Source organism: Lysinibacillus sp. IITD104, from assembly GCF_036698265.2.
Taxonomy (GTDB): Bacteria; Bacillota; Bacilli; order Bacillales_A; family Planococcaceae; genus Lysinibacillus; species Lysinibacillus boronitolerans.
In genome coordinates this window covers 37,504-53,470 of record NZ_JBAHYH020000001.1, presented here as the reverse complement: position 1 = coordinate 53,470, position 15,967 = coordinate 37,504, and the positions used below count along the sequence as shown (strand labels likewise).

General features: G+C 35.7%; 14 protein-coding genes. 1 reads left to right on the top strand and 13 read right to left on the bottom strand.

Features of this window, described 5'->3' with window-relative positions; genetic code table 11:
* Positions 1-3: 3 nt before the first annotated feature.
* Together yycF and V1L66_RS00235 are read right to left on the bottom strand one after the other, a co-directional pair.
* Entirely contained in the window at positions 4-717 is a 714-nt protein-coding gene (yycF, locus tag V1L66_RS00240; protein WP_036077923.1) for a response regulator YycF, read from the bottom strand.
* Between the two features lie 213 nt (positions 718-930).
* A complete protein-coding gene (locus V1L66_RS00235; protein WP_016992312.1) occupies positions 931-2,394 on the bottom strand; it encodes a M23 family metallopeptidase in 1,464 nt (487 codons plus the stop codon).
* Between the two features lie 327 nt (positions 2,395-2,721).
* Here V1L66_RS00235 and V1L66_RS00230 point away from each other — a divergent pair, with 327 nt between their 5' ends.
* On the top strand, positions 2,722-3,639 hold the full coding sequence (locus V1L66_RS00230) for a YitT family protein (protein ID WP_036077925.1): 918 nt from the start codon (positions 2,722-2,724) through the stop codon (positions 3,637-3,639).
* Positions 3,640-3,683: 44 nt separating this feature from the next.
* Here the strand turns inward: V1L66_RS00230 and V1L66_RS00225 are convergent, their stop codons facing one another.
* From V1L66_RS00225 to V1L66_RS00175, 11 genes are all read right to left on the bottom strand, one after another.
* Entirely contained in the window at positions 3,684-4,973 is a 1,290-nt protein-coding gene (locus V1L66_RS00225) for an adenylosuccinate synthase (protein WP_312125064.1), read from the bottom strand.
* Positions 4,974-5,217: 244 nt separating this feature from the next.
* Positions 5,218-6,579, bottom strand: coding sequence for a replicative DNA helicase (dnaB, locus tag V1L66_RS00220; RefSeq protein WP_004233370.1), 1,362 nt, complete (start codon positions 6,577-6,579; stop codon positions 5,218-5,220).
* A 13-nt stretch (positions 6,580-6,592) separates the two neighbouring features.
* The gene (gene rplI / locus V1L66_RS00215) at positions 6,593-7,039 is read right to left on the bottom strand and encodes a 50S ribosomal protein L9 (protein ID WP_016992313.1); all 447 of its coding nucleotides are present in this window, start codon (positions 7,037-7,039) and stop codon (positions 6,593-6,595) included.
* Positions 7,036-9,009: a DHH family phosphoesterase gene (locus tag V1L66_RS00210; protein ID WP_016992314.1), complete on the bottom strand. Its 1,974-nt coding sequence runs from the start codon at positions 9,007-9,009 to the stop codon at positions 7,036-7,038. The genes rplI and V1L66_RS00210 overlap by 4 nt, the downstream gene beginning before the upstream one ends.
* A 13-nt stretch (positions 9,010-9,022) precedes the next feature.
* Positions 9,023-9,964, bottom strand: a complete 942-nt coding sequence (locus V1L66_RS00205) for a YybS family protein (protein WP_016992315.1) — start codon at positions 9,962-9,964, stop codon at positions 9,023-9,025.
* A gap of 476 nt (positions 9,965-10,440) precedes the next feature.
* On the bottom strand, positions 10,441-11,193 hold the full coding sequence (locus tag V1L66_RS00200) for a hypothetical protein (protein ID WP_333005349.1): 753 nt from the start codon (positions 11,191-11,193) through the stop codon (positions 10,441-10,443).
* The gene (locus V1L66_RS00195; RefSeq protein ID WP_016992318.1) at positions 11,193-11,684 is read right to left on the bottom strand and encodes an RNA polymerase sigma factor; all 492 of its coding nucleotides are present in this window, start codon (positions 11,682-11,684) and stop codon (positions 11,193-11,195) included. Before V1L66_RS00195 ends, V1L66_RS00200 begins: the two co-directional genes overlap by 1 nt.
* A gap of 398 nt (positions 11,685-12,082) precedes the next feature.
* Entirely contained in the window at positions 12,083-12,319 is a 237-nt protein-coding gene (rpsR, locus tag V1L66_RS00190) for a 30S ribosomal protein S18 (protein ID WP_004233359.1), read from the bottom strand.
* A gap of 165 nt (positions 12,320-12,484) precedes the next feature.
* Positions 12,485-12,940 carry a DUF6262 family protein gene (locus V1L66_RS00185; RefSeq protein ID WP_333005357.1) on the bottom strand — a complete coding sequence of 152 codons (456 nt, stop codon included), beginning with the start codon at positions 12,938-12,940 and terminating at the stop codon, positions 12,485-12,487.
* On the bottom strand, positions 12,933-14,564 hold the full coding sequence (locus V1L66_RS00180) for a site-specific integrase (RefSeq protein WP_333005358.1): 1,632 nt from the start codon (positions 14,562-14,564) through the stop codon (positions 12,933-12,935). Before V1L66_RS00180 ends, V1L66_RS00185 begins: the two co-directional genes overlap by 8 nt.
* Complete coding sequence (locus V1L66_RS00175; RefSeq protein ID WP_333005360.1) at positions 14,557-15,966, bottom strand: tyrosine-type recombinase/integrase; 1,410 nt, start codon at positions 15,964-15,966, stop codon at positions 14,557-14,559. The genes V1L66_RS00180 and V1L66_RS00175 overlap by 8 nt, the downstream gene beginning before the upstream one ends.
* Position 15,967: the final 1 nt, after the last annotated feature.

Genomic DNA, 15,967 nt, shown 5'->3' with positions numbered 1-15,967 from the left:
CTATTACTCCTGTTCAGGATTTCGTAAATAATAACCTACACCACGTCGTGTGACAATCCAAGCTGGATGACTAGGATTATCCTCAATTTTTTCACGTAAACGGCGAATTGTTACATCAACAGTTCGTACATCACCAAAATAATCATAGCCCCATACTGTTTGTAGTAAGTGCTCTCGTGTCATTACTTGTCCAATATGTTTCCCTAAATAATGAAGTAACTCAAATTCACGATGTGTCAGTTCAATTGCCTCATCACGCTTCATTACTAAATAAGCATCAGGTTGAATAACAAGCGATCCTACAACAATCTCATTCGACTCTTCCTCAGCTTCTTCTGCTGCTGGAGCGACTACTTGTAAACGGCGCATATTGGCCTTCACACGTGCAATCAGCTCTCGTGTACTAAATGGCTTTGTGACATAATCATCTGCACCCATCTCTAATCCTAATACTTTATCAATCTCAGAGCCTTTAGCTGTTAGCATAATAATGGGGAAATCATATTTTTTTCGTACCTCTCTACAAACTTCCATGCCATCACGCTTTGGCAGCATAATATCTAAAAGCATTAAATCTGGTTGCTCTTCCTCTACTTTCTTTAATGCCTCATCACCATCATACGCACAAATAACTTTATAGCCTTCTTTTATTAGATTAAATTGCAAAATATCTGCGATTGGTTTCTCATCATCAACAACTAAAATTGTTTTATTCATTCATTCTCTCCCTTTCGCTTCTTATCTATTCTTAAACAATGTGTATTTGTAAATTCACTACTCTTAACTCTATCATGCTTTCGGATTCTATGCATTAATCGATATTCGATCCATCTAATACTGTGACAAAAAGCGATGTATTTCAACAATTATTTCTCGGGAAATAATTGAAAAAGACAGTCCATAATTCGGACTGCCTTCTATTCAACATGTTTATCGGCCTACATAAGATAACGGATTTTCTAATGAACCGTTCTTTTCAACTTCAAAGTGCAAATGTGTACCTGTCGAATTGCCAGTGGAACCCATAATACCAATCACAGAACCCTTTTCTACTACTTGTCCCACTTCAACATTAATTGAAGATAAATGTCCATAAAGTGTTGTAAAACCATTATTGTGATTAATCACTATGCGATTACCATAGGTGCCAGAAGTGCCAGCTGCAACAACTACACCATTATCAGCAGCTAAAATATTATAGTTACTTGGTCGAGCGATATCAATACCACGATGGAAGGCTCCCCAACGTTCACCCATACCACTTGAAATATAGCCCCCGACTGCTGGCCATGCAAATTCACCAGTTCCACGTGAAGAAATAACCTTTGTACCGACTACTTCAATTTCATCTACAGGTTGTTGAAGGATTTTTTCCTCTAAGGCAACTTTTGATGTCTGTTTACCATTTTCAGATGTTAAAACATAAGTTGTTTCCTTTTTCCCATCTACACCTTCTTGCTTGATGACCTTTTCACCTTTATACATTGTAGGATCTTCTTCGATTACTTTTTTAAACGGAATGACATCCGCTACTTTCTTTTCCTTTTTTACTTCAAGTGTCACAAATGGCTTTGCCACAGTAACATTTAATTCTTGTCCAATTTGTAAAACCGTATCCACTGTAATATCAGGATTTAGAGCTAGTAGTTCGCTTGTTGTTAAATTATGTTTTTTAGCAACGGACCCTAACACATCTCCTGATTGAATTTTATATGTCTCTTGCTCAACATAGCCTGTCATTAAATACTTTACGGCTTGCTCAGGTGATAATATATCAGTTGGTGTAACTTTTTGTGATAACCCTGAAACTCCTTGTTTAAATGAAACATCTAGAAGTCGAGACTCACCATTTTGTAATTCTGGTAAATTATTGCTAGCTTGTTGGTTTTTGGATAAGTTATCTAATTCTTGCTGAGAAACATATTGTAACTTTAACATTTGAACAGTTTTCTCATAAGCTTCTGTATTCTTTAATGATACTACTGGTTTGTGATTTACTAATAATGTAAAGGCATCAGATTTAGCTACTAAAGATTGCTGAAGTTTTGATAATGTTTCTGCATCTTTTGTTTCATTTGTAAATACTTGTTCTGGGATTATTTTAACAGCTGAGCTAGCATCAATGGATAAACCTTTGAATTGCTGACTTGCTACTTTTTCTTTTGATGCAATTATTTCTTGAATTGCTTTCTCATCAGATACTGCACCAATATATTCATTCCCCACATAAACGTGGTAAATTTTATTTAAGTTTTCTTTGTTATATTCCTTAGCAAATCCCATATTAATCGTTAGACTTGTCATTAAAACAACAATGATTGAAGCCTTTTTAAAAGAAGAAAAATTGTAGGTGAATCTATTGTTTTCTTCTTTTCTATTCCAAAACGAATTCATCAATAAAGCCCCTTCCAACTTTACCCTACTGTAGGATGATTTACCCACAAGGATTTTTTGCACCCCTATAATGTACCATAAAGAAAATGACGTTTGAACGATTTCACTCTTTTGTAATGTAAATGTATTATTTATCTACTTTTTGTTACATAGAATATATTTTATATAGTTTATAAATACTGTATTTTTATTCATATACTGGTTCTTAAAATTCAATTTAAAAATTTATCATTGGTAGGCTATTCTCAATATTTTTCAAGTGAATTTCGACTTAATACTTTTTACTTTTTTAATATTCCGATAAAATATATATAGAAGGTACACTATTTGATTGGAGCGATTAAATTGAGTGATTCACAAACCTCTGAGATCACAACTAAAGTGTTGAGACCTCAGAAAAGTAGCATGCGTAAAGTTATTGCAAGAATTATTATGGTGTCGCTAGGTGCGATAATAATGGCATTAGGCTTGGAACTGTTTTTAGTACCTAACCACATTATGGATGGTGGAATCGTAGGTGTTTCCATTATCACATCTCATCTATTAAATTTACCCCTTGGTATTTTCATCTTCATTTTAAACTTACCTTTTATTTTTTTAGGCTACAAACAAATTGGTAAAACCTTTGCACTGTCTACAGGCCTAGGTATTACCGTACTCTCTTTTGCAACACTTACCTTACATAATATCCATCCATTTACGGAAGACACATTATTGGCAACAGTCTTTGGAGGAATGATTTTAGGTGTTGGCGTTGGTATTGTCATTCGTTATGGAGGTTCATTAGATGGAACTGAAATATTAGCTATTTTATTTAATAGCAAGACACCTTTTTCAGTTGGAGAAATCATTATGTTTTTCAATATCATTATTTTTACGGTGGCAGGATTTATTTTTAATTGGGAGCAAGCCATGTACTCCATCATTGCCTACTATATTGCCTATAAAATGATTGATATTGTTATTCAAGGCTTGGAAGAATCTAAATCTGTTTATATCATAAGTGATGACATTGATGAAATTGGACAAACTATTATGGATCGACTTGGTCGTGGCGTTACTTTCCTTCACGGAGAAGGAGCTTATACAGGGAATGACAAAAAAGTAATATTTACCGTTATTACCCGTTTAGAAGAATCTAAATTGAAAACAATCGTCGCTGAAATAGATGACAATGCATTTCTAGCCATCGGTAATATCGCTGAGGTAAAAGGTGGTCGCTTTAAGAAGAAAGATATTCACTAAAAAAGGGCATGCCGCATTTGGCACGCCCTTTTTATTTTATTTCATTATGCTTCCCAAACATCCACTAACACGTTTGTTTGCTCACGTGCAGGTCCAACAGAGAAAGTAGCAATTTGAATGCCCGTTAGTTCGCTAATACGCTCCACATAGCGGCGTGCATTTTCAGGTAGCTCTTCTAAAGTTCTGCAGCTTGTTACATCCTCTGACCAGCCTGGCAGCTCCTCATAAATCGGCTCACATTGTTCAATAATATGAAGATTTGCTGGATATTCTGTAATTGTTTCACCTTTATAGTTATATGCTGTACAAATTTTTACTGCCTCTAAGCCCGATAAAACATCGATAGAGTTAAGAGCAAGATGAGTAATGCCACTTACACGGCGTGAGTGACGAACAACCACTGTGTCAAACCAGCCTACACGACGTGGACGACCTGTTGTTGTTCCGTATTCGCGACCAACCTCACGAATTTGTTGACCTACTTCATCGAACAACTCGGTTGGGAATGGTCCATCTCCTACACGAGATGTATAGGCCTTAGATACACCAATAACACTTGTTACGCGTGATGGACCAACACCAGCACCAATCGCTACTCCTCCAGCTACAGGATTTGAAGATGTTACATATGGATACGTACCTTGATCGACATCAAGTAAAATTCCTTGTGCACCTTCGAATAGCACTTTACCGCCTTCATCAAGGACGTCGTTCAAAATTTTAGATGTGTCCGTAACATACTTAGCAATTTCCTGCCCGTAACCATAGTATTCCTCAAAAATTTCTTCGAATGTTACGCCTTCAACTTCATAGAATTTCTCAAATAATTTATTTTTAATGGCTAAATTATGACGTAGTTTTTCCTCAAAGATTTCCTTATCAAGTAAGTCAGCCATACGAATCCCAATACGTGCTACTTTATCTTGATAACAAGGCCCAATTCCTTTACAAGTTGTGCCGATTTTATTGTCTCCACGACTTTCTTCATCAGCAATATCTTGTTTAATATGATAAGGCAAAATCACATGTGCACGATTAGAAATACGTAGATTATCTGTATTAATACCACGCTCTTGTAACCCTTTAAGCTCTGTTACTAATGATTTAGGATTCACAACTAATCCATTACCAATTACTGAAGTTTTTTCTTTATAGAAGATCCCGGATGGAATTAAATGTAATTTGTAAGTTTCACCATCAATTTTAATGGTATGTCCTGCATTATCTCCACCGGCAAAACGAGCGATGGCATCGGCCTTGTGCGAAAGGAAATCTGTAATTTTACCTTTTCCTTCGTCTCCCCACTGTGTTCCTACAACTACTACTGATGTCATAATCAGCACCTCCGTTAGATACCTTTGTATCTCAATTTTTAAGCCTCAACCATTGTAACAATGATAGAAACAACTCGTCAATAAAAAATAGTGAAAAAACACGAACATAAAATCAAAAAATCTGATTCAACGTTCGTGTTTAATAACAGAATGGTATGAATATTATCGAACATTCAGATTAATTCATTCTAAGGGTACTATTTCATTACGAATAGGCAACTTATCTGAATGACGAGTAACATGACTAATCACGTGGCGGTGGTGGTGGCATTTGTGACCAATCCACATTAATGAATTTATTGAATTCCTTTTTAAAGGCCAATGTAACGGTTCCTGTTGGACCATTACGTTGTTTCGCAATGATAATTTCGATCATATTTTTATTCTCGGATTCTTTATCGTAATAATCATCACGGTATAAAAACGCAACAATATCAGCATCTTGCTCAATACTTCCCGATTCACGTAAGTCACTCATCATTGGCCGTTTATCTTGTCGTTGCTCAACACCACGAGATAACTGTGATAACGCGATAACAGGTACCTTTAATTCACGGGCTAATCCCTTTAAGGATCGTGAAATCTCTGACACCTCTTGTTGACGGTTTTCTCCTGGCTTGCCACTCCCCTGAATCAACTGTAAATAATCGATTAAGATCATTCCTAGTCCATTCTCCTGGGCTAAACGACGGCATTTTGCGCGGATTTCATTGATACGTACACCTGGAGTATCATCAATAAAAATTCCTGAATTCGATAAACTACCCATTGCCATAGTTAGTTTACCCCAATCTTCTGTAGTTAAAGCACCTGTACGTAAAACTTGTGCATCTATATTTCCTTCTGCACAAAGCATACGCATGACCAGTTGCTCTGCACCCATCTCTAAAGAAAAGATTGCAACATTTTCGCGGGCTTGTACGGCAACACTTTGTGCAACATTCAATGCAAAGGCCGTTTTCCCTACAGATGGACGGGCAGCGACAATGATTAAGTCGTTGCGTTGAAAGCCAGCTGTAATGTTATCTAAATCACGGAAGCCAGTCGGGATACCCGTTACTTCCCCCTTTTGTGATTGTAGTTGCTCAATATTATCGAAAGTTTCCACTAGCACATCTTTAACATGCTTAAAGTCGCCTGCATTCTTTCGATTGGCAACCTCCATCATTTTCTTCTCTGCCTCACCTAATAATGCCTCTACTTCGTCTTCTCTCGTATAGCCGTCCTCGACGATTTTCGTAGCCACTCGAATCAATCGACGTAAAAGGGCCTTTTCCTCAACGATTTTGGCATAATGGGCGACATTGGCAGCTGTAGGGACAGCATTGGCGAGCTCTAGTAAATAAGAAAGCCCGCCAACGTCCTCAATCTCTTTTTTAGCTGATAATTCTTCTGTAACTGTTACAACATCTATCGCTTTTCCTTGATCACTCAAGCGCAACATCGTCTCGAAAATTTTCTTATGGGCATTTAAATAAAAATCATCTGCCAATAAAATTTCTGACGCTGTTATTAATGCCTGTGGCTCAAGGAAGATAGCACCGATAACCGATTGCTCCGCCTCCCGGTTATGCGGTGGAACGCGGTCCATCATCGGTTCACTCATGGATTGTCGCTCCTTATTCTTCCGTTACATGTACTTTTAACGTTGCTGATACTTCATGATGTAGTTTTACAGGAACATTTGTAAAGCCAAGTGAACGAATTCCCTCAGGTAAAGTCATTTTACGTTTATCAATTTTAATGCCGTGCACTTTTTGTAATGCATCAGCAATTTGCTTTGTAGATACTGAGCCAAATAAGCGGCCACCATCACCTGATTTTGCTTTTAGCTCAACTGTGAGTGCTTCTACTTTTTCCTTTAATGCTTGTGCTTCAGCTAATTCGGCAGCAGCATTTTTAGCCTCTAATTTCTTTTGCCCCTCTATTTGGCTTAAAGCTTGCGCATTTGCTTCCGCTGCATAGCCATTCTTAATTAAGAAATTTTGTGCATAGCCATCCGCTACGTTTTTAATTTCACCTTTTTTTCCTTTTCCTTTAACGTCTTTTAAAAATACTACTTTCATACGTCAGAACTCCCTTCAAAGACCTCATTTATGGCTTCTTCTAAATGTTTTTTCACACCATCGATGGATTTAGCATCTATTTGGCAGGCAGCATTCGTTAAATGTCCACCGCCGCCAAGCCTCTCCATAATTAGCTGTACATTGACCTCGCCAAGTGATCGTGCACTTATACCAATTTTTCCATCTGCTCGATGTGCAATGACAAAGGATGCACTAACATCCTTCATCGTTAATAAAATATCTGCTGTTTGCGCAATTAAGACGGAGTCATACACTTTTGATTCCTCACCTACAGCAACAGCTACTCCTGGTTTTACGAACTTCACTGTTTGGACAATTTTGGAGCGCTCTATATAGGTGTCCACATCCTCCTTCAAGAGACGTTGGACCAATACTGTATCGGCACCATTCGTTCGTAAATAAGAAGCTGCTTCAAATGTACGTGCTCCTGTTCGAAGTGTAAAGCTTTTGGTATCAACGATAATACCTGCTAGTAATGCAGTAGCTTCTAGCATATTAATTTTTGCACGCTTCGGCTGATATTCTAGTAACTCTGTCACTAGCTCAGCAGTGGACGACGCATATGGCTCCATATAAACGAGTGTAGGATTTTCGATAAAGTCCTCACTTCGACGATGATGATCGATTACAACCACCTTTTCAGCCAATTTCAATAGGTGTGCATCAATTACTAAATTTGGCTTATGTGTATCAACAATAACGAGTAACGATTTCTCAGTCATTTTACCAGCGGCTTCCTCTGGTGTAAGGAAATTTTCATAGAAATCTGATTTACTCTCTATTTCATTCATTAATCGTGTAACGCTACCATTTAATTCATCAAAATTGATAATGACATAACCCTTTACATCATTCATTTGTGCCATTTTCCGTACACCTACAGACGCACCAATGGAGTCCATATCAGGATTTTTATGTCCCATAACAAACACTTGGTCACTGTCCTGAATTAAATCGCGTAATGCATGTGAAATAACGCGCGCTCTAACACGTGTACGTTTTTCGACTGGATTTGTTTTTCCACCATAGAATTTAAGTTTACCAGTAGGTTGCTTTATCGCCACTTGGTCTCCACCCCGTCCTAATACAAGATCAAGACTCGATTGTGCCAACTCGCCAAGCTCCACTAATGAGGATGATCCAGCTCCTACCCCAATACTTAATGTTAACGATAAATTCTTTTGAGCTGTTTTTTCACGAATGGTATCTAATATCGCAAATTTTTTCTTTTCTAGCTCCGTTAAAATGGATTCATTCAATACTGCTAAGAAACGATCGGATGAAATCCGTTTGACAAACACACCATGCTCCGCAGCCCATTCATTGACAATTGACGTAACCATTGTATTGGTTAAACTACGTGGTTGATCGTCCATGGCTTGCGTGATTTCATCGTAATTATCAACAAACAAAATCGCAATTACTGTACGGTCTGCATAGTATTGCTTTTCTATGGCAATCTGCTCAGTTATATCAAAGAAATACAGTAGTCGTTCCTCTTTTTTATAATAAACACGATATTTCCGATCACGTAGTGTAATCGTAGCCTCATTTGTTTCCTCGGTCTTCATTAATACATAGATGTCATCAGATATATTAACAATACCTTCTCCAACTAATGATTCCATATTTAAAATGCCCTGCATATATGGATTAGACCATTCGATTTCATATTGCTCATTAACCAGAAGTATTCCAATTGGCATTTCAAGCAATGCCTCTTCTCCTACTTTTTTCATGCGGAAGGAAATAGATTCAATATGCTTTTCTGTTTCCTCAAAAGCTATTTTCTCTACCTTCCATGTGTAGGCCATCAGTAAAACAAAACCTACACCATAACCGATACCTATCCCGATATTCCAAATACATAGAAGCACGAACGTCACAGTTCCAAATATGGAAAGAACAAAAAGCGGATAGCGAATTGGTCGTTTTCTAAAAGTCCCCATTACAATCAGCCCCTTATTCTTTAGTCTTCCCCTTTACAAGTGAACGTACGTCAAAACCTAAATCAACAATACCGAGTAAGATCATAAACGATGATAGCGGAATCGCTAACAAAGTAGCTACCCATTTAACTCCGTTTGGCATCCCTTTTCTCGAGATAAAATAATGGATAAAAGATATTCCCTGTAGAATGAGTAACAACCATAAAATATAAGAAATATTTAATACAATGATATCTAGCGTAGAACCAGCTTCTGGACGCATGAATAAATTAATGCATAACACAATCATGTAATACCATAAAATAGAGCGTGGTAATCTCATATTTTGGAACGGAGCAAATTTTGGAACATCTACCCCTAGTCGTTTTAGAGCTGGTAAATTTACTGTAATGATAATAAATGCAGCAAAAAATGCTGAAATTGTTATCGTTGCAGGCATAGTCAGTTCAATTGTTTTAAACATTGCCTCAAGCTGTTCTGGATTTATGGCTACTTGACCTGTTACATTCTTCGCAAATTCATTAGATTGCTCATAATTTTTACGTGCCATCTCTAAACTCATGCTAATGAAGTCAATTCCTGAAAGCTTTACATAGGCAATATAAACGATTGCCATCGAGATGAGATTAGCAATCCCCGTGGACATAAATAAATAAAGCTTACTCTTCTTCAAATAAATGGCGTTACCCATAACGACACCTAATAACCCTAAAATAAAGGCAAATGGCAGCATGGATATTCCACTCGTTATAGTGGTTAGGATACAGCCTACTATTGCTACGAGTATTGATGTGGAACGCTTGTAATTTGCGCTATACCAAGCAATCGGTAGTGGAGCGAATAATAAAGCTACTATAAAGATGAATGGTACATATGCAGAAATTAACATTAAAATTGTAAACAGTGCAACCATCATTGAGCCTTGTACAAGCGCTTTTGTTTGATTATTCGGCATTGAAAACCTTCCTTTTTTTCAGTCAAACTTACTACCCTTTATTGTACCATTTTTTCATAGCATTGAACAAAAATCACTTAGATCACTAAGTACATTGTCATTATTTTTTCAATTTTAATTCAGGCGTTTACCAAAGTAGCTGGTAATTCCCTTTTAACCATAACAAAAAACCAGCATACCCGATACGAATATCGTAATATGCTGGTATTCAAAATTGATGTAAGGTATGTTACCTTAACGTCATCAATCTTATTTATCTTCAGCAACGAATGGAAGTATTCCCATGATACGAGATACTTTAATAGCTGAAGTTAATTTACGTTGGTAGATCTAGCCTAGTTAAAAGTATAACTAAAGAGCCTAAACCTTTCCAAACATAGAAGTTTGAAAGGTTATTTGGCATGCCCAATTTAGTATAGAATGAACTATTTTTGGATGGTTTAGCTTTGTACAGGAGTATTATCATCTCGATTATTTTAATTAAGCTTTAATGAAATAGAATTTGATTTTATAGAATTTGATTCTTGAGTTACAACAATATCTTGTTGTTCAGAGCTTCCATCTGTATATTTTACAATTACTTTGATTATTATATCGTCATCTATTACCAAATTGCCATCATGAGGAATTGCAATAGAATATTTATATTTATCCTGTTCATTATACTTAACTGTATAGGTATTTCCAATTTCCTTTGTACCATGGTATATATCTGAACCAGGCGAATTTCCAATCATAAATATCTTTTCTGATAATAACCAGTCTTTGTCTGCTTCTTCTTTAGCTGTAAGTGTAACATCCTCTATAAACTTGCCTTTACTAATGGTATAAGTGATTGAGTCGATATGTTCTCCACTTATATTTAACATAAGCTTTGTAAAAATAAAATTAGCTGCATCTCCAGTTATATCAGTTGTACTACCTCTAGCTTCAGTTGATAATTCAAAAGTAGCTTTATCTGATGAAAGTTTGGTATTTGGCTGATTCCCATCATCACTCAATGCATAAGCTGTGATTGTAAAATTTGCGACTTGAAAGTTTCCATTATTATTGAAAAACGGAATACCTATCATAATTAACAATAGGAATCCAAATGCACAAGCTACAGAAATCCGCCTTTTAAAATTTTTTTTCTTTTCTATAATATTGCAATTCTTTTTCACACGATTTTTCATAGTTTTTGGCATTTCAATAGTATTAACAGCTTCTTTAAGCTTATCAAAGTTCATCATTCATTCTCCTTTCGATATTTTTCTCGAATAAGCTCTCTTCCACGTTGTAATCGCTTTTTAACTGCTGAAGTAGTAATGCCAAGTATTTTTGCTATTTCATCTACTTTATAGCCCTCTACATAATAAAGTAACAAGACAATCTTATGTTTATTTGGCAATCTCATAAGATGTTCAATTAAACCATAGTTTTCATCATCCTTACAATATAGTTGTAAATCATTGATATCCATATGTTTACGAATAATATTGTACCTTCTCATATTCTTGCAACGATTTGTAGCAATAGTAATCAACCATGCTTTCTCATGTTCTGAATCGTTAAATGGTGGAGATTTAGTTAGATAGGTAATAAAAGTGTCTTGTACGACATCCTCTGCATCATTCTCATTGCATAGAATAACAAGACACATTCTAAAAAGCATATTTCCATATTTATCAACAATTCGTTCTATATCTAGTTCGTTCGACCAAACTAATTGTTGCAACATCCATCAACTCCTTTCACTTATAACACACATGAAGATACCATTTGGTGACATTTTATATAAAATAATTTTAGAAAATTGAAAAAATATTTTCCAATAGTCTTATATCAGAATCTAACCTTATTAAATTGTGTAATTCGTTTGCAATAGTAGATAAGAATGTCGGTACCTATCGTTGATACTCTGCCCTATCTATCGTTCTCCATAAATAAAACAAGCCCACCAAATAGGTGAGCTTGAAATAATTTTACCTTTGAAAGTAAATTCAACCCAAGCAGAAACTGTTCCCCTGTAATATCATCTCCAAGTGCCATTTTACAATATTCGGGAAAATAGTATAAATAAAAAAAGCACAACAAAGGTTATGAAAACCTCGTTGTGCTTTTATTAATAAATAAATTTTATTTATCTTCTGCTACGAATGGAAGTAATCCCATGATACGAGATACTTTGATAGCTGAAGTTAATTTACGTTGGTACTTTGCACTTGTGCCAGTTACGCGACGTGGTAAAATTTTACCGCGCTCAGAGATGAATTTTTTTAATAAATCTACATCTTTGTAGTCGATATGCGTAATATTGTTTGAAGTGAAGTAGCAAACTTTACGGCGTTTGCGGCCTCCGCGACGTGGTGCCATAGTGTGTCTCCTCCTTTTCTTTTTTTATCATTTGGAAGTATTAGAATGGAAGTTATGTTTACCGTTCTATGTGTAATCTTTATCCTTATTGTGTTTCTTCAAGTATTATACACCTAACTGTATAATCTGTAAATAAAGTCTCATATTTCCAAGAGGTTTTACATTTTACGAATCTTTATTTTTGAGCTGCGTAATTTTCGATCCTTGAATCTGTTCAATATATCGTTCAAGATCATAAATCCGTCGCTTAAAATTTTGATTCTCTGTTGTTAGTTTTGCGTTTTCGGTTAGTAAAGATTTTTTATCCTCTTTAAGCTGTTTATTTTCAGCTCTTAGCTTTTCGATTCTCTCGGCTTGTAATGTACCATTTTGTCTTTTAGAGCGTTTAGCTGGCATCTCAGGAACTTTTAAATCACTTTGTAATGATATTGCTTCTTCAACCATCGCTTTTAAATCTGGACGATTATAAAGTGTTTTGCGAGATATGTTGGCTTCTTTAGCTACTCTTGCTAATGAAATAGGCTTGCCAGCCTTTTTAAGTGCTTTTAAAGCTTCCTCAACCTTCATCGTAGATTTTGCTCTATTAAATTCGGCTAACGACATCTTTTTTCCCTCAGTCATTATCATTTACCTCTTTCATTGCGATTTTTAGCTGTAAGTCACTAATGTACTTAACCAGCTTTCCTTGTTGATAGTGTAGTTTTGTTGAATAGACGCTATCGGCAGGGGAATCTCTTAACTCTTTTTCCACTTTTTCTAACCGTTTTTCATACACCGGCAGGTGGTCTGCTGAAGCTATAAATTCGTTACATCCTAAACATACGCCATCTTGCGCACAAGGTTCGCCCCGCATTGGATGATGTAAACATAATCCGTGTGGTAGGAGTTCAATTTTCAATGCTCTACGCATTTTCTCGACTTGTTCGACTGTCTTGCCTTTAAATGGGTTTTCATCGCCTTCAATTGATTCTAAGACAATTCGGTTCGTTGATGAAATTGGTATTTCGCCAGTTAAAATCTTTTCAATCACTTTTTGCTTCTGACCTTTTGTATGGTCATAAGTTTCCGTCATCATAATTGACTCGTGATTTAACATTTCTGCTACATCGTGAAGCTTCATACCACTTCTTAAAGCGTATGTCGCAAATATATGTCTGAAGTAATGTGAAGTTAATTTTAAGTAGTTTCCTTTTTCATCCCGAATATTATATTTCTCAATAAATTTCTCTAAATTGTCTCGCGTCCAATTACTGTGATCAGCTAGAAGGACTGGTTTTTCTTTAGATATTCGGTCATTGTATCTTGATAAATATAGAAATAAATATGGCATTCCAGAAACATCCCGTAAGGGCTTTGAATACTCTTCTAGCTTCCGAATCGCCTCCACGACTAATTCATTAGCTGGTTTAGTGACTTCAATGGTCTCTTTTTTGGTTTTCCTCGTTTTATAGACGATTTGGTATTCGCCGTTGATTACTTTCAAACAGCCAGATTTAATTGTTAAACACTCACTTAACCTGATGCCTAATTGAGTCATAAGAATAATACTTATCGCTGTTAAGTATTCCCTTGTTTTAGAATACTTGTATGTCGCTAAATTATCAGACTCAAACTCGTCGTAATTCTGTGATATGTGTTCATTAGCTGTGTTGATAAGCGAATTAATTATTTTATTTTCAGGTAAAACTTTCTTTGTTATACCAAATTTTGTGTCATCTTTAATTTGATTGTTTTTAAGAATCAATTCTTCATACAAACGTTCAATACCTACGGTATCTACAACGCTGTCCCAACCACGCATAGAACCTCTTAGTAAAAGTTCCTTCATTACTTGACCCATCTTCTTTTTCGTTATGCCTGATAAGGGTAAATCTACCACGAAATCGAGGTACACTTTAAACTCATTTGCAGTGAAATCTTTAAACGACTTTATATGCTCATTTTGATTTAAAAAAGTATGTAAGTGAGAGAATGCAGATAACTTTCTCTTAACTGAATTAAATGAAACAAGAGTTAACTCACTTAAAATGTAATGTTTAATAACTTTTTGAATTCTAGGGTAGGGCGCAAACTCACTAAAGTTAAGTTTTAATTTGCTCCCTTTAAGATGTTCAAAGTCTTTTGCTATTACATCTGTGAAATCCCAAAGATCGTCGGAAAATGTGTTATTCCCAATTTTGAAATCATCTTCTATGCTATTTTTAATTGGTCCTTGCTGAGTAATCAGAAGTTTTAATTCAGCCAACAATCTCACCACCTTCCAAAGCCTTCAAACGATTTATGATCGTTTCTAAAGCTTTTTCCGTTTGGTTTAAGATGTGCTCATTACCAAAAAGGTCTTCTGCCATATATTTTTCTTTATCAGCTCTTATACGCTTTAAATGGTCTTCGTGAACAGTCAAATACTCCGGTGTTGTAATGAATTTTCGGCAAAATAGACAAGCATTAGGTTTTTTACAATTAGGAACTTCTTTTTCAAGTGGTTTCCCACAAGCCCCATCTGGTAGTTGAATAACCATTTTTGTTTGTTGATTTAAATTTTCCCCTGTGGAATCTTTTAAATCTTGGATGGACTCCTTGATTAATCCTATAAAACCTAACTTCTTATATTCAGCCGTTAATTTATCGTTTCGGACTTTAGCGTATAACCTCGTCGAATGCATCGATTCGTGGCCTAGATATTGCATTACTTCGAAAGGAGACATCCCATTGTTCAATAATTCTGTTCCCAATGTGTGTCTAAATCTATGGAAAGTAATTGCTGGATCTAGTTGATGCATTGAAAGCCAAATTATTAGCTTACTTCGAGCATCTGATTGCTTTAATTCAGCCACTTTGCTTGCTCTATTTCGATAAGAAAACAAAGTTTTTGCTGACTCGCTTATCCCACGCTTCTCTTGTTCATCTAGTAAATACTGAACAGCAGCTTTAACTTTATTGTTAACGGGGATATAACGTTCAGTTAAATTCTTTGTACTTATAACTTCTAAAAGGTTTTTCCCTAGAATATCCGATTGAAGACAATCTTTTTTTAGTTTTAAGGCCTCTGAAATCCTAATACCTGTATGCCTTATTATCATAACTAAAGGCGGTATTAAATAACCTATTTTTTCATTACCGTGAGGTGGGAAGCCCTGTTCTTCAAAAGGGAGTTTGAGTATATTATCAATTTTCTCAAGCTCATCATCTTCAATAATCATTGATTTAAGAGTATCTTGCGTTTGTAACAGTCTAAATTCAGTTCCATCAAAAACTGTATGCCTTGGGAAACCTGGAGCTTTAAAAAATACACCATAATCTAAAATGTTTTTAATGGCTGCTACACATACAGCTCTCGTACTTGCTGCTATTCCATTCTCTAATAAATGGAATACAAATAGCTCAGCTAGTTCGTAATTAATATCCTCAAATGTCTTTATTTCAACTTTTAATCCTTCTAGGAAGTTGAAAAAATGCTTTAGAGAATAGGTATAGCGATGTAGTGTTCCAACAGTTGTGTTACCGATAGTAAGGATTTTATAAGTAATTTCCTTTATTGTTTTTCGAAAATACCCATCGGGTATGAAATCAAAGGAGAAATTATATTTTGTACCCGAACTATCAATTTGCCAATAATCCGTTTTGATATCAATTAAATAGGTGACCACC

Excerpts from the sequence above, each read along its gene's own strand:
- yycF (WP_036077923.1), bottom strand. The coding sequence starts at position 717 with ATGAATAAAACAATTTTAGTTGTTGATGATGAGAAACCAATCGCAGAT.
- V1L66_RS00235 (WP_016992312.1), bottom strand. The coding sequence starts at position 2,394 with ATGAATTCGTTTTGGAATAGAAAAGAAGAAAACAATAGATTCACCTAC.
- V1L66_RS00225 (WP_312125064.1), bottom strand. The coding sequence starts at position 4,973 with ATGACATCAGTAGTAGTTGTAGGAACACAGTGGGGAGACGAAGGAAAA.
- dnaB (WP_004233370.1), bottom strand. The coding sequence starts at position 6,579 with ATGAGTGAACCGATGATGGACCGCGTTCCACCGCATAACCGGGAGGCG.
- rplI (WP_016992313.1), bottom strand. The coding sequence starts at position 7,039 with ATGAAAGTAGTATTTTTAAAAGACGTTAAAGGAAAAGGAAAAAAAGGT.
- V1L66_RS00210 (WP_016992314.1), bottom strand. The coding sequence starts at position 9,009 with ATGGGGACTTTTAGAAAACGACCAATTCGCTATCCGCTTTTTGTTCTT.
- V1L66_RS00205 (WP_016992315.1), bottom strand. The coding sequence starts at position 9,964 with ATGCCGAATAATCAAACAAAAGCGCTTGTACAAGGCTCAATGATGGTT.
- V1L66_RS00200 (WP_333005349.1), bottom strand. The coding sequence starts at position 11,193 with ATGAACTTTGATAAGCTTAAAGAAGCTGTTAATACTATTGAAATGCCA.
- V1L66_RS00195 (WP_016992318.1), bottom strand. The coding sequence starts at position 11,684 with ATGTTGCAACAATTAGTTTGGTCGAACGAACTAGATATAGAACGAATT.
- rpsR (WP_004233359.1), bottom strand. The coding sequence starts at position 12,319 with ATGGCACCACGTCGCGGAGGCCGCAAACGCCGTAAAGTTTGCTACTTC.
- V1L66_RS00185 (WP_333005357.1), bottom strand. The coding sequence starts at position 12,940 with ATGACTGAGGGAAAAAAGATGTCGTTAGCCGAATTTAATAGAGCAAAA.